The sequence below is a fragment of the Coleofasciculus sp. D1-CHI-01 genome (assembly GCF_040218875.1).
Classification (GTDB): domain Bacteria; phylum Cyanobacteriota; class Cyanobacteriia; order Cyanobacteriales; family Coleofasciculaceae; genus Coleofasciculus.
The window spans coordinates 1-14,839 of the sequence record NZ_JAVJQP010000180.1; the positions used below are offsets into that span (position 1 = coordinate 1).

Annotated in this window: 13 protein-coding genes and 1 pseudogene; 6 read left to right on the top strand and 8 right to left on the bottom strand. The window is 47.3% G+C overall.

Features of this window, described 5'->3' with window-relative positions; translation table 11 throughout:
• Positions 1-135: 135 nt before the first annotated feature.
• The 8 genes and pseudogenes from RIB93_RS30445 to rppA (RIB93_RS30480) all read right to left on the bottom strand — a co-directional run.
• A pseudogene (locus tag RIB93_RS30445) lies at positions 136-324 on the bottom strand (two-component system sensor histidine kinase RppB); the annotation flags it as partial.
• The gene (gene rppA / locus RIB93_RS30450; protein WP_446378706.1) at positions 321-1,016 is read right to left on the bottom strand and encodes a two-component system response regulator RppA; all 696 of its coding nucleotides are present in this window, start codon (positions 1,014-1,016) and stop codon (positions 321-323) included. The pseudogene RIB93_RS30445 and the gene rppA (RIB93_RS30450), both read right to left, overlap by 4 nt.
• A 127-nt stretch (positions 1,017-1,143) precedes the next feature.
• The gene (locus RIB93_RS30455; protein ID WP_446378708.1) at positions 1,144-1,656 is read right to left on the bottom strand and encodes a DUF3368 domain-containing protein; all 513 of its coding nucleotides are present in this window, start codon (positions 1,654-1,656) and stop codon (positions 1,144-1,146) included.
• Entirely contained in the window at positions 1,649-1,903 is a 255-nt protein-coding gene (locus tag RIB93_RS30460) for a UPF0175 family protein (RefSeq protein WP_446353886.1), read from the bottom strand. Before RIB93_RS30460 ends, RIB93_RS30455 begins: the two co-directional genes overlap by 8 nt.
• Before the next feature lie 472 nt (positions 1,904-2,375).
• Positions 2,376-5,540, bottom strand: coding sequence for an efflux RND transporter permease subunit (locus tag RIB93_RS30465; protein ID WP_446378710.1), 3,165 nt, complete (start codon positions 5,538-5,540; stop codon positions 2,376-2,378).
• Positions 5,541-5,546: 6 nt separating this feature from the next.
• Positions 5,547-6,230, bottom strand: coding sequence for a cobalt transporter (locus RIB93_RS30470; RefSeq protein WP_446378712.1), 684 nt, complete (start codon positions 6,228-6,230; stop codon positions 5,547-5,549).
• A gap of 102 nt (positions 6,231-6,332) precedes the next feature.
• Complete coding sequence (gene rppB, locus RIB93_RS30475) at positions 6,333-7,700, bottom strand: two-component system sensor histidine kinase RppB (protein WP_446378714.1); 1,368 nt, start codon at positions 7,698-7,700, stop codon at positions 6,333-6,335.
• A complete protein-coding gene (gene rppA, locus RIB93_RS30480) occupies positions 7,687-8,394 on the bottom strand; it encodes a two-component system response regulator RppA (RefSeq protein ID WP_446378716.1) in 708 nt (235 codons plus the stop codon). The genes rppB and rppA (RIB93_RS30480) overlap by 14 nt, the downstream gene beginning before the upstream one ends.
• A 475-nt stretch (positions 8,395-8,869) precedes the next feature.
• On the opposite strand from rppA (RIB93_RS30480), the gene RIB93_RS30485 reads away from it, so the two are divergent.
• From RIB93_RS30485 to RIB93_RS30510, 6 genes are all read left to right on the top strand, one after another.
• Complete coding sequence (locus RIB93_RS30485; protein WP_446378718.1) at positions 8,870-9,463, top strand: DUF411 domain-containing protein; 594 nt, start codon at positions 8,870-8,872, stop codon at positions 9,461-9,463.
• A gap of 173 nt (positions 9,464-9,636) precedes the next feature.
• A complete protein-coding gene (locus RIB93_RS30490; RefSeq protein WP_446378720.1) occupies positions 9,637-11,121 on the top strand; it encodes a multicopper oxidase family protein in 1,485 nt (494 codons plus the stop codon).
• A 271-nt stretch (positions 11,122-11,392) separates the two neighbouring features.
• Positions 11,393-12,031 (top strand): Uma2 family endonuclease, encoded by a 639-nt coding sequence (locus RIB93_RS30495; protein WP_446378722.1) that lies wholly within the window; start codon positions 11,393-11,395, stop codon positions 12,029-12,031.
• Positions 12,032-12,244: 213 nt separating this feature from the next.
• Positions 12,245-12,745, top strand: a complete 501-nt coding sequence (locus RIB93_RS30500) for a hypothetical protein (RefSeq protein ID WP_006104923.1) — start codon at positions 12,245-12,247, stop codon at positions 12,743-12,745.
• A gap of 38 nt (positions 12,746-12,783) precedes the next feature.
• Positions 12,784-13,563 carry a photosystem II S4 domain protein gene (locus RIB93_RS30505; RefSeq protein ID WP_446378724.1) on the top strand — a complete coding sequence of 260 codons (780 nt, stop codon included), beginning with the start codon at positions 12,784-12,786 and terminating at the stop codon, positions 13,561-13,563.
• A gap of 20 nt (positions 13,564-13,583) precedes the next feature.
• The gene (locus tag RIB93_RS30510) at positions 13,584-14,432 is read left to right on the top strand and encodes an ABC transporter permease (RefSeq protein ID WP_446378726.1); all 849 of its coding nucleotides are present in this window, start codon (positions 13,584-13,586) and stop codon (positions 14,430-14,432) included.
• The last annotated feature ends 407 nt before the right edge of the window (positions 14,433-14,839 follow it).

Here is a 14,839-nt window from a genome sequence, read left to right on the forward strand (position 1 = left end):
CAATTTAGAGCAAGCCGCCAGTTAGGTGGTGTTAGCCTGTGGACTGGTTAAGTGCCGTCACTGCCAGAATGAAGCAGGAAGTAAGCAGCAAGCCTAGACATGAATATTTCTGCCTAGACTTGCATAGGTATTATGTAACGGTTCTACACTGTCGTGTAAGGTGCCAGCAATCGACTCAATTTCCCGTTCCATTGCTACCCAGTTTGCCCGAATCAACGCCCGATATGCCCCTAATCCAGAGATAGCCAAAATCACGCCCATCACTCCAGCGTACCAAAGGCATAAACGCAGGCGACTGCGACGGAACAGCCGATTATTGCTCATGGCTGAATAGTGAATCGGTAGCCCTTACCGGGAACCGTTTCAATCGGACAATCGCAGCCGTGGCTGGCGAGTTTGCGGCGTAATAAGCGCGTATGTGCCGCTACGACGTTACTCATGGGTTCAGCGTCTAGATCCCAAAGCTGATGGCGCAGCTTACTACCGGGAATAATGCGATCGCGATTTTGCATCAGGTAGGTGAGAATTTGGAATTCTTTGGTGGTTAACGAAATTGTCTCAACGGATTGGTCAATTCGGCAAACCTGAAGGGTACTTTTGGCAGGATCGAGGGTGAATCCACCCACGCTTAAAGTTTGGGGTTGTAGCTGGGGTGAGCGCCGCTGCAAAGCCCGTAACCGTGCCAGTAATTCGTCCATGACAAAGGGTTTGACCAAATAATCATCGGCTCCAGCATCCAACCCCGCTACTCGTTTATCCGGTTGACTCAGGGCAGTGAGCATCAGTACAGGTAAGGCATTATTTCGCGATCGCAACCGCTGACATAACTCTAACCCCGATAGTCCCGGCAGTAACCAGTCTAAAACAGCTACGGTGTAATCCGTCCACTGATACTCCAGGTAACTCCACGCCAGAGTACCATCTTGTACCCAATCCACCACATATTTTTCATTGACTAAGACTCGCTTAATTGCTGTGCCTAAATCCAGTTCATCTTCAACTAACAGAATTCGCATAACTTCCGAGTGCAATCGCAAAAAACTACTCAGTTTTATTCCATCTCTTTCTCATCTGCTTGTTGAAGTTAATCACTGTCACGGTGAGCCTTGTGTAGAATTGCGATTTAACAAGTCTTTATAGGTCTCATTCCTCAGATACAGGGTTTTCTCCAGATTGTTCTAGGGCAAAATTAATCACTGTTGGACTTAATCGAATCCCTCGGTTGAGCATTTGAGATATCGCTTGCTGCATTGAAAAAAAGAAGCCTTCCCGCTTGGCACGGAGTAATATCCCAATAGAACCTGTCAATGAAAGTCCACTTAATCTGGCGATTCGTCTACCTGCTACTTCATCAATACAGACAGTTTGAATGTTTTCATTCATAGCTAACTGAATCACGGCGGCTTCGCCTCTATCGAGGGAATTGAGTAGAAGGGGAGAAATTGTCAAGCAGGTTTGTTGTTTTTGCAGCCAGGTTGCTGCTTCAAATTCCGCTACAGCAAACCCACTTGAACCACCTGTCATAATTTCTTGACAGACTTCAAAAGGAACCAATACCTGAGTGTAAAGAGATTGCAACACCGTTAAATCCCCTAAGGCAGCAACAAGGGCGATTAAGGGGGAAGTATTGATTACAATCCTCTGGGTTTCAGGCATTGTCTAAATCTGATAAGAGTTCTGCTTCGGTAAGGTCAATCATTGGCACACCATAACGATTTAAATTAAGCAGGAATGAAACTCTATCCGTGCCGATTAATGCGGCTGCCATTCCCGATGATAGGCGTTTCATCTCAAAAAGTTTCACTGCCATAGCCCATTTTGCCTCTTGTTCAAACTGTTCTCTGGTTTGTTGTAAGGCATCAGGAAAGGTTTCTGGGTAGGTGATTGTGAGTTGATGTGACATCGTATTTTTAGTAGGTGGGGACAATTAAAGTGAACGGTGGGGAACTTCAGTTTAAGATAACCTGCGTGCGATCGCGGTTTTTTCGTAGGGGCGCAAGGCTTGCGCCCTCACGACGCCTGTACCTCATACCAAGTTGCAGTCTAAGGTAGAATCTGTCATGGTTCGCAGAATGCAGTGAAACGGAATGACGCTCGCGCATCTGTCCAGATTCTTCGCTTCGCTCAGAATGACATGATAAGCTGCTATGCAGCTAAATCCAATAATTTAGCTACTGAAACCCTTTGATAGCCTAGATTGTCTTATCAAATTAAATGCGTTACAGCTTAGAACGCAACTTGGTATCAGCCGATTGCCAACCCCTGTAAAGAGCGCACGCCGGGGAATCGTTGGGGAATCGTTGGGGAATGGGCGCACGCCGTGCGCCCCTACAGACGGATTAATGAACGGATGGAAACCCAATCTAGCAAAAGCCCTACAGCGGTGAATCTACCGATGATTGCGGTGCAGCATTCACCGGAAAACTCGTCTTAACCGCCATGGTTTTTTGTTTGGGCATCAACCGTTTACCAAACTTGGCATAAAGTGCAGGAATCACCAACAATGTCAAGGCTGTAGAGGTAAACAAACCCCCCAAAACCACAATTGCCAACGGCTGTAAAATCTCATTTCCAGCGCCACTGGCGATCGCTAACGGTAACATCCCCAATGCTGAGGTGATTGCTGTCATCAAGATAGCGTTTACTCGTTCTAGAGAACCGTTGACAATTACATCTTTAAGGTACATTCCCTGAGCAAACTTGTTGTTGTAGTTGTCTACCAGTAACAAGCCATTGCGAACAGCAACGCCAAACAGGGTGATAAAGCCAATCAAAGATGCAACCGAAATCACACCGCCAGTCAGCGCGATCGAGACAATGCCTCCCACTAATGCCAAAGGTAAGTTAATCATGATCGCGATCGTGGCAGGGAGGGATTTAACCGAGAAAAACATCAACACGGCAATCACAATCGCAGCCAGGATACTATACACCAGCAGGTTATTAGTCGCCCGTTCCTCCGATTCAAACTGTCCGCCGTACTGGATAAAATAGCCATTGGGCAACTGCACGTTTTGGCGAATTTGAGTTTGAATATCGCCGACGACACTACCCAAATCCCGTTCAGCAACGTTGGCTGAAACGACAATTAAGCGAGAAACGTCTTCCCGATTCACCACATTAGCACCCATGCCGTAGTCTACTTTAGCAACAGTACTCAGGGGGATGGTTTCTCCCGTGGGAGTGGAGAGAGGAATCGCGCGAATCGCATCTAAACTGTTACGAGCCTGTTGTGTCAGTGAAACAGAGATATCAATAAGCTGCTGGTTTTCCGCTACTTGGGACACCACTTGACCATTAAGAGCCGTTTGTACTACATCTGACAGTTGTTCCATGCTTAATCCATACGTCGCCGCCGCCGCTCGATCATATTGGATTTGCACCTGACGTATAGGAAGTTGGGGTTCAAGCTGCAAATCTACAACCCCAGCAATCGGTTCGATGACATCGCGCACCTGTTCACCGATCTGGCGGAGTTCGATCAAATCCGAACCAAAGATTTTTATCGCGATCGCACTTCTAACTCCAGAGAGTACCTCATCCATGCGGTGGGAGATAAATCCGCCAATATTAGGGGCGACACCGGGCAACTTCAGGAAGGCTTCACGCAGGTGTTTAACGCTGGCTTCCCGGTCTTTGAGCGCCCTATCACTGAGTTCCACATCAACGTGTGCCATACTAACTCCAGCGCCATCAGCATCCCCAGGAGCGCGTCCTGCCCGTACCTGCACCCATTCATAGAGGGGATTGTCCTGAAGTGACTTGGAAAGCGTTATCCCTGCCCGATTCGTCATATCCAGGGACACACCCGGAAATAACACCATCGAGTTAACCATCGACTTTTCCTGGAATTCCGGCAGAAACACCCGTCCTAGGGACGGAACGATCGCACAAGCCGCCACCAACGCCGCCAGTGCCACACCTAAAATAATTTGGGGCGATCTTAGGGACAGATTCAGCAACGGACGATAGAGCCGTTCTGCCCAGCGGGACACAAATGTGCCTTCCTGGGGCAAGGTTTGATTTGCCAGCAAAATCGCACAAAGGGCAGGAGAAAGAGTCATCGCCACCAGCGTAGAAGCCGCGATTGACAGCAAATATGCCAACCCCATCGGCGCAAAAATACGCCCTTCCACGCCAGTTAAACTAAAAATCGGTGCGAATACCACAACGATGATCACGGTGGAAAAAATCACCGCCAGCCGTACTGCTACAGAGGTGTCATATACGACTTGAAAGGGATGCTTGGGATTACCCTGGGCTTGATTCGTGCGGAGTCCGCGATAGCAGTTTTCCATGTCCACAATTGCATCATCCACAACGGAGCCAATGGCAACCACTAATCCGCCTAATGTCATCGTGTTGATGCCCAAGCCAAAGGCTTTCATGAAGAGTAACCCAACCAACAAAGATAGGGGAATCGCACTCAGCGTAATCACCGCCGTGCGCCAATTCATTAAAAACAGCAGCATGATCACCGACACAATGATGATGCCTTGAATCAGAGAACCGCTGACATTGCGAATCGCCGCATCAATGAAGTTGGACTGGCGAAAGGTTCGTGCCACTTGCACATCAGCCGGAAAAGTTGGCTGCAACGACTGCATCACGGCTTCCACAGCTTTAGTGACGGTGGGAGTATCCACATCAGGCTGTTTATTAATCATCAATACCACCGCAGGTTGCCCATTAAAGCTGGCATCTCCGCGCTTCAGGGCTGCCCCGGTTTTGACCTCTGCCACATCTTGGAGCAGAATGGGTTGACCCTCATGCACCTTCACCACCGATTGCTGCAAGTCTTCAATGGAGTTGATCTGCCCAATGCCGCGCACCAGTAGTTCTTGACCCCCACCAATCAAGAAACCCCCCGGAGCATTGGAATTTGCGCCTCTTGCTGCATTGGTGACTTCGGTGAGAGAGACATTGCGCGATCGCAGTTTTGTCGGATCAACCAGCACTTGTTCTTGGCGTTCATCTCCCCCATAAATGGTAACTTGAGAGACTCCCGGTACTGACAGAATCTGGTTGCTGAGGGTGACTTCCACTAGTCGGCGCAGCTCCATCAGCGAGGTTTGCCCCTGCCCATTTACGGTAAAGGCATACTGCAAAATCGTACCTAACGGGGATACCAGTGGCGAAATTTCTGGCGGATGCGTGCCTTCTGGAAGCTGATTGGTAACTTGCTGGAGCCGTTCTGTTACCGATTGCCGCGCTTTGTAAATATCAGCATCTTGGTCAAAGACTACCTGCACCATTGATAGCCCTACCTTCGAGGACGAGCGCACCGTCGTCACTCCGGGTAAACCATTCACCGCACTTTCAATGGGTACAGTAATTTGCGTTTCCACCTCCTCTGGAGCCAATCCCGTTGCTTCGGTTTGAATATCGACTTGAGGCGGTGCAAATTCAGGAAACACATCCAGTGGCATCTGGCTGATACTGACAACACCCCACAGGGTAATTACAATGGCACCTACAACGATGAACCACCGATGAGCGATCGCGTTTTTGAGCGTCTGATTCAGAATCGTGTTAAACATTGTAGATTAGAAGCCCCCTTTCTTGTCAGAAAAGACGCTCTTTTTCTTACGGATACTCACAAACGAAATCGCACCAACTAACACCACGGCTCCGCCACCGACAGCCGCTAAAATCTTTATCGGAAATCCACCCTCTTGCGGTGCAACTTCCCCAGGCTGTTGGGTCATATTGCCAGCAGCATCGTGGCTATGAGGGATTCCTTGGGCATCTGCCTGAGCATGAGCTTCATCTGTTTGGGGAGAGATCGCATCGGGATTAGTGGCTGAATCAGCCGTTTTGGTTTTGCGAGATTCAGCATAAAGTGACAAGCCACCTTGGGTGACGAGGTTTTCCCCAACGGACAATCCTTCCGTTACTTCGATCAGTTCGCCCTGGGTTGCACCTGTTGTAATTGCAACTGGCTCATAAAACTTCTCATACTGCACAAAGACGAGCTGCTTGCCATCAGCATCCACCAATGCGGTGACAGGAACCATCACCCCTGCTCCACCCTCAGCGGATTGAGTGATCGGTGTGACAACAATACCCAACATCTGATCAGTTTCAGCATTCACCTGTACTCGTTCCACACCCCCTGTAGCTTGAAACTCATCCCCATGTCCAACATGAGAAAAAGCCACATTGGGCATAGACAGCATCAGGGTGGTAATCAGGACAGATTCTAGTAAGGCTTTGTGCCGATAACGCATAGTTCACTCGCTCTGGGTTGACAAAAATCTTCCCCAGTCTGCCAAACGGCAGATGAAATTCAGGTGAAATTCCTAAATCCCAGAGAGCCGGTTGATTAATACTCAAGTTGGTTGAGAAGATGTCACGGAACTTCCCACTAAAGGCAATCGCAGGGTGAAGATACTGCCAACGCCTAATTCACTCTGTACCTGCAAGCTACCGTAGTGTGACTGCGCGATCGCCTTAGCAATTGCCAAGCCTAATCCTGAACCTCCTGTATGACGAGAGCGATCGCTATTCACTCGATAGAAGCGATCAAAAATCTGTCCTTGGTTTTCTGGAGCAATGCCAATCCCTGTATCTTTAATCTGGATTACCCCATGATGATCACTCTTGTCTAAAATAACCGTTACCTTTCCCCCAACTGGCGTGTATTGGATGGCATTGATCATTAAATTAGACACTAAGCGATAAAGCTGTTCCTCATCCCCAATCACCGCCATCGGAATTCCCACTCGTACTTCAGAACTTAGCGTTATCTGAGCAGCAATCGCTAAGGCGGCTAATTCCTCAACTAAATCGCTCACCAAGTCATTCAGACAGCACCTCTGGCGTAGCACCGATACAGGTTGCCGATCCAGGCGAGACAAAAATAGCAAATCCGCAACCAACTGACTCAGCCGCCGATTCTGTCGTTCAACAATATCCAGGATGTTTCGTGCCTCTTTTTCATCTAAGCTGGGCATCAACAGAGCCGATTCTACCGTCGCCAGTGTCGCGGCGACAGGGGTTCGCAACTCGTGAGCCGCATCAGCAGTAAATTGTTGGATCTGCTTATAGGATTGGTAAATTGGTTGCATGGCTAACCCCGCTAACCCCCAACTGGCAACGCCAACGAGAATCATCGCAATAGGCAACCCCAATCCCAAAATTAATTTCACTGTACTCATGTAGTCGTTGATGTCTTGCACAGAACGCCCTACCTGTAAATAGCCCCAATCCTGCTGATCGTCGGTATGTAGGGATAGGGAAATTTGCTCATAAGTGTTACCATCTTCATCGGATACAGTGTGCCAAGAGTCCCGGTTGAACACGAGGGGTAATCCGGCTGGCTCAGCCCCCGCGATCGCCACTAAATTGCCTGACTGATCAAATAGCTGGATGTAGTAGTCTCCTTGATTAACAGCACTGAGCCTGTGGCGTTCACCATTTACCTGTGCTGAAGAGCAGTTAATCTCCACTAAACAAAGATTCGGTAAAATATCCCTAACCCTTGGCTCCACTTGTCCAGGCTGCTGGAGTTTTGACTCTAGGCTGTCATGGAGTGTCCCCGCTACAGATTTTAACTCCCGCTCCAAGGTGATTAAATGAGCATGAGCGATCGCTTCATAAACGCCAAACCCCAACAGGCTCAAAATGACACCCATGACGAAAGCATAGGAGAGTGCCAATTTCCCACGAGTCTGGCTAAATAGCTTATTTTGACGCATCGTTGCCTAGGTTAAGACGGTATCCTATACCATGTACCGTTTCAATCGGAATCGCGCAGCCGATTGATTCAAGTTTGCGGCGCAGCAAGCGTATTTGTGCCGCCACGACATTACTCATGGGTTCTGCACTCACTTCCCAGAGCTGATTGCGAATTTGGTCGCTAGTCACCACTTGATTGGGATGCCTCATGAAATATTCTAGAAGCTGGTACTCCTTATTAGTCAGCGGAACCTCCTGTTTTTCTGCCTTCGCCGCAACACGATAAACCGTTCGAGTACCGCAGTCGAGAGTCAAGCTTCCTACGTGAAGTTGTTGGGGTTGGAGTTGAGGCGATCGCCGCTGCAACGCCCTAACTCTTGCTAGCAGCTCTGCCATTCTAAACGGCTTGACTAAATAGTCATCGGCTCCCGCATCCAAACCCGCCACCCGATCTTCCAAGCGATCTTTTGCGGTTAGCATCAAAACTGGCAAGGAACTTTTTTTCGCACGTAGCCGACGCAGTAGCTCTAGTCCCGATAGTCCTGGTAGTAACCAGTCGAAAATAGCCAGCGTATACTGCATTTCCTGGTTTTCTAAATAGCCCCAAGCGTCAGTACCGTCAACAACCCAATCAACCACGTACTTTTCTAGACTTAATGCTCGCTTAATGGCAGCCCCCAAGTCTGGCTCATCTTCAACTAGCAACACTTTCATCAGCTATTCGGTATTTAAACCGTAATATCAATCATAGCGAAATCCTTGCAGTGCGTTTAGCGAAGCCATGCCGCAGGCTTTGCATCTTGCTCGCTACTCATGCCCAATGTAAATGAATAACAGCTTAGACTTAACCTGTCAACGCTTAGGGTAAGCTTCAATTTTTAGACTAAAACTCTAACTTACGGTAGATGACTGAATTACCAGTTGTCATTATGCCAAAACAAGATGAAATGGAGATGAAATCTGTCTGGATTTAGCCCAAAAATTTAAGCAGAGGGAAAGCCAAGATAATTTCATTCTAATTTCATGGGCTTTTGAAAGAATAGTTATAGCAGTAAACACATCGATTAGGACTTTCGGCACCATTGTAGAGACGTTCCATGGAACGTCTCTACTCTCCATCTGACTAGAGAGTCTAAACTGAAAGTAGAGTCCCACCCCCAAGCCAAGAATTAATAGTGAGGTTTTAATTATGCTCAAACGTCTAACATCTTGGATGCATCAACAGTCACGTCCCCTACTCTTATCAGGTGTTGCTATCGTGGGGGTAGTGGGAGCGACCTATTTGACAGTCGGGGTTTTGGGAAAAAGCACCAATAGCCAAGAATCACCAAATCCTGTTGCGGCTACACCCGTTAGCATGAATGGCAGTGTCTGGGATCAAGAAACTGAACCCCTGTCAGCACCCCTCTCAGTTGCCGTGTATCGCAGTCCCTCCTGTGGTTGCTGTGGAGAATGGATTAAACACTTAGAAAAACACGGTTTTAAGGTTACTGATACTAAAACCAACGAAATGACCGCCATTAAAGAAAAACATAGCGTACCTCAAGACTTAGCCTCCTGTCACACGGCGATTGTCAATGGCTATGTCGTTGAAGGACATATACCCGCCGATGATATCAAACGTTTGGTTCAGCAAAAGCCGGACATTGCTGGCATTGCTGTACCCGGAATGCCATTGGGAAGTCCCGGAATGGAGGCAGGGGAGAGAAAAGAATCCTTTGCAGTGTTGGCGTTTAATCGTGATGGGGAGTTTGAAGTTTTTCAGGAGTATCAGTCTTACTAAATTCTGATTGAGGCAACAACATCAACCTTTGGTGTCAACTAAAGAATGTTTCACTTTTTTGGCACGGAAGGGGGAGAATTCAAAGCCTTCTCAAGAGCAGGAGAGAAGTTTGGAGAGAGGTTTTCCAGATCCCGACCAAAAGTAAGCCAAAGCCGTACTCAACTGAATCAATCATGTCAAAGATGAATCGCCGAACTTTTCTGGCTCTAAGTGTAGCTGGAGCTGGGGTGGCTATAGGAACGAGCTGTGCAATCGGACAAAATAGCAAACAAACCTCAAAATCACCAATTGCCGGATCTTCACTGCATCAAAGCCGGGATGGTTTACTAGAGCTTGATTTAGAAGCCAGTTCCGGTGCTGTTGATTTGGGGGGTCAGCAGGCGTATCTTTTGAGCTACAACGGACAGATTCCTGCTCCTCGCCTGGAAGCTAAACCTGGAGATACCGTTCGCATCCACTTCACCAACAATCTCTCCCAACCCACCAATTTGCATTATCACGGATTGCACATTCCTATTACAGGAAATGCAGATAATGTCTTTCTCAACATCGAGCCAGGAGAAAGAATTGACTATGAGTTTACCATTCCCCAAGATCATCCGGCTGGTACGTTTTGGTATCATCCCCATCGTCATGGTTTAGTCGCCGAGCAGCTATTTGGCGGTTTAGCTGGTTTATTTATTGTGCGCGGGGAGTTAGATGACATTCCCGAAATTCAAGCCGCTCAAGAAGAATTCCTGGTTCTCCAAGATTTTGCCCTGGATGAGAACGGGCGGATGTTATCCTCCAACCATACATCAGCGATGACGGGACGGGAAGGACAACTGATCACGATTAATGGTCAGCTTAACCCGACGTTCTCTCTACCTGCTAATGGTTTACTCCGATGGCGTATCCTCAATGCTTCCCCGTCTCGTTTTTATCGGCTGTCTCTGGAAAATCATCCCTTTTATCTGATTGCTACAGATGGCGGTTCCTTAGCCGAACCTGTAGAACTGTCAGAATTGCTGCTAACACCTGGACAACGAGCAGAAGTGCTGGTGCGGGGGGATAGAAACCCAGGACAATATTCCTTGCGGAATCTTCCCTATAATCGAGGCGGAATGGGAATGATGGGTGGCAGAGGCATGATGGGTGGTCGAGGTATGATGGGTGGTCGAGGCATGATGGGGAGAGAGGACAACGCCCCAACAGTGCTAGCTACTCTCAACTACGATAAAGCAATCGAACCCGTTCCTCTACCCACCAAACTCTTATCCATACCGACATTACCTGAACCCCAACAGGTGCGACGCTTTCAGCTCAATCACGGCATGGAGCCTGGGATGGGTATGGCTTTTCTGATTAATGGTCAACCTTACAAGAGCGATCGCATCGATACCCAAGTTCAGCTTAATACAGTTGAAGACTGGGAAATCGTGAATACGGGAATGATGGATCATCCCTTTCACATTCACACCAATCCATTCCAAGTCATCAGCCGTAACGGAAAATCTGAACCTTACCCCGCTTGGACAGATACAGTTCTAGTCATGAGAGGGGAAACCGTCCGCATTCGCATTCCTTTCCGAGATTTTGCAGGTAAAACTGTTTATCATTGTCACATCCTTGATCATGAAGATTTGGGTATGATGGGAAATTTGGAAATTCAGGTGTAATTCCTTGACAGAAAGCCGGATCTGTGAACGAAGAATCCCCGCACTTTTAGGGCGGGGAGTGTCAAAGCACAAAAGTATGGATTGAGCAAGTACAGCAGTCAGTACGGTATTGTGCTTGGCTGAACCCAATGCCAAATCAATGGTGGCAAAATACCACGGCTGGAGAAATTGCCCGTTTATTACCCATGTTTGAGATGAGTCGTTAGGGAATGAACGCGGCGATTGGTGTATTGCGGGGCAGATATATTGTCAAGAAACAGGATGAATACTCATGCTATTGGAGTTAAGACAATTAAAGGTTCAACCGGGACATCAATTACTGTTAGAGGATATTAGCTGGCAGCAATTTGAAACGATTTTAACCGAATTAGGAGAACATCGCGCGGCGAGACTTTCCTATAGTAATGGTCAATTAGAAATTATGGTTCCCCTTCCTGAACACGAAAAAGCAAAAGAGATTATTGGCGACATGGTAAAAATTTTATTGGAAGCACAACAGATTGTATTTGAATCATTAGGTTCAACAACATTAAAAAATGAGCGCATGACTCAAGGCGTAGAACCAGATACTTGCTTTTACATTCAAAATTCAGCCCTGATTATCGGTAAAAATCGGCTTGATTTAACGGTAGATCCACCTCCCGACTTAGCCATAGAAATTGATCTGACTTCTCGGACTCAGTTGGATAATTATCAAATTCTAGGGGTGCCGGAACTCTGGCGATACGCAGGACGAGGGTTAAAGATTAATGTTTGGCAAGGTGGACACTATGTAGAGTCGGATTCGAGTCCCACGTTTCCAGATATTCCCATCATTGAGTTAGTCAATCGTTACGTCCATCAGAGTCTAAGTTCTGGCAGAAGCCAAGCCATTCAAGCCTTTAAAATTTGGGTACAGGACAATCTCTAATCTCAGAGGGGAGTAAGTGGAGGTGATGTGATAACTATTATGTCAACATCTAAACTCCAGGCTGGGATAATTTTTCCTGGGAGTCGCATTAATCCGTCTGCCAGCGTTTCCACAACGCTCTTGGGTGTTACGATTGAGGTTATGCGAAAATAAAGACTAAAACTTAAAATTAATTCCGAAGCCTCTGTAACGATTTAGCTCTACCTGAATACTATGAACTACCTGATTGCTGTCCTGAAAAATCGCATTGAAGCCGAAGAAGCTTACACAGTTCTGGAAAAAAGAGGCTTGCCGCTGAATCAAGTCACGATTCTGGGGAAAGGCTATCAAAGTGCTGATGAGTTTGGCTTAATTGACCCGAATCTGCAAGCAATTAAGCAAGTTAAGCAACTCGCCTACTGGTTGCTGCCTTTTGGCTTTGCGGCTGGATATGCCTTTAACCTACTCACGGCGATCGAAATTCTACCGATAAGTCCCATAGGGAATCATATCATTGGCGGTATCTTCGGTGCGATCGCGGCAGCTATGGGTAGCTTTTTTGTTGGTGGCGGAGTTGGCATTGCCTTGGGTAGTGGTGACGCACTCCCCTACCGCAATCGTCTCAATCAAGGAAAATATATAATTGTCGTCAAAGGTTCGGAGGACTTAATTCGCCAAGCTACCCCACTACTGAAGCGATTTGAGCCGGAGACAATTCAGGGGTATACTGAATGATTTGTGATTAATTCATAATTCATAATATATTAGGTCTTATGCTGCCACGAGAGGACTTACTCAAAGGCGTCGAAAATCGTGATACTGTTGCCCGTGTGATTGATCAAGCCGAACAAGCGATCAAAACTTGGGAAGTGGTGTTGAGCGATTTCCTCTCACCGCCTGTACTGGTGGAAATTCAGCAGCAGTTTTCTCGGTTGACAGAGGTACAACTTTTGTCATGGGGAGGATATCCTCAAGCTGAACGTCAACGGCTGGGGATCACCCGTGAAGAATTACCTCTGGATCAGTCTCAGGTTGAGGTAGCGGCGTTAGATATTGAGGGCAATTTTCTGTTTGATCCAGCCACTCATCGGGATTTCTTGGGGGCGATTCTGGGAACAGGGATTGTTCGAGAGAAAGTTGGCGATATTATTGTTTTAGGCGAACGCGGCGCTCAAGTGATTGCGGTTCCCGATATTGTCCCCTTTTTGGAGACGCATTTGACTCAAGTGCGATCGGTTCCGGTGAAAACTCGACCCATTGAGTTGAGTCAACTCAAGATTCGAGAACCCAAAAAGAAAGAAATGACGACAGTAGAAGCATCGATGCGCCTAGATGCGATCGCGTCAGCCGGATTTGGCACATCCCGCAGTAAGATGGCAGATTTGATTGGGGCGGGTGATGTGCGGGTAAACTGGAAAGAAGTTAGCCAAGCGAGTTACTCGGTTAAACCGGGTGACTTAATCGCGATTCGGGGTAAAGGGCGCTTGCAAGTTGGAGATGTTGCCATAACCAAAAAAGAGCGTTACCGTATCCAGTTAACCCGATTTATTTAACCATTTTCCAGCAGCATTAGATGACAGACTCAGTAAGCAATCAGCAGGAGGAACTTCCCGTCGAGATGCAATCATCTAAACTCAAGCCGAGCTTTTCTTGGCAAGGGATATTTTCTTTGCTGATGTTTTTTTATATGTATCTGCCGATTTTGGTCTTGACATTTTATAGCTTTAATGAGTCAGCTTATAGTGCCAATTGGCAGGGATTTACGTTGAAGTGGTACATTAAGCTATTTAGTGATGCACGGGTGCTGAAGTCGTTGCAAAATAGCTTGACGGTTGCTTTTGTTGCTGTGGTTATTTCTGCCGTGATTGGCACGTTGATGGCGGTGGGGTTGGTGCGTTATCAATTTATGGGGAAAGGGTTATATCGTGGGGTATCCTACTTACCGTTGATTATTCCCGATATCGCCATGGCAGTGGCGACTCTGGTATTTCTGGCGGTGATTGGCACGCCATTAAGCTTGTGGACAATTGTGGCAGCCCATGTGGTATTCTGTCTGGCATACATTGCTTTTGTTGTCTCTTCGCGTATTTCCAGTCTTGATCCGTATTTGGAAGAAGCAGCACTCGATTTAGGCGCAACCCCGTTTCAAGCGTTTATTAAAGTGTTATTGCCCGAATTGATGCCTGCCATAATTGCGGGGTGTTTAATTTCCTTTGTTCTGAGTATGGACGATTTTCTGATTGCTAGCTTTACGGCTGGAACCGGATCGACGACTCTACCAATGGAGATTTTTAGCCGCATTCGTACTGGAGTTAAACCAGATATTAATGCCTTGAGTGTAATTTTAATTGGCGCATCTGGGGCAATTGCCTTTGTGGGTGAGTGGCTGCGCTATCAAGGGGAAAAGAACCGGTTGAGATAGAGATTCGTCATTTGTCTTATGTCTTATGTCTTATGTCTTATGTCATTTGTTAAAGAATAGTGAGCATAAAATCATAAAAAAATATAGGCTAGTTGTCAAACAATAAGACTGTAGCATTTTCCAATGAAACGTGAAAATCTTACCCCTCCCAAACCCTCCCCTTAGCAAGGGGAGGGCAGGGGTGGGGTTTACAACTCAAATAAAAACGCTATATAGGGCTTGCTGCACAACCTAGAAACCCTGAGCCATCAATACTTTGAGGCTTAATGGGCAGTGGATAAAGTGCAAGGAAATGGGGTAGCATCCTTCATAAGTATGGCATCACCTTGCTCAGGGAAAATGTACCCTTGCTCCCCCAGCTCCCCCAGCTTCCCCAGCTTCCCCAGCTCCCCCTCACCACAACACTT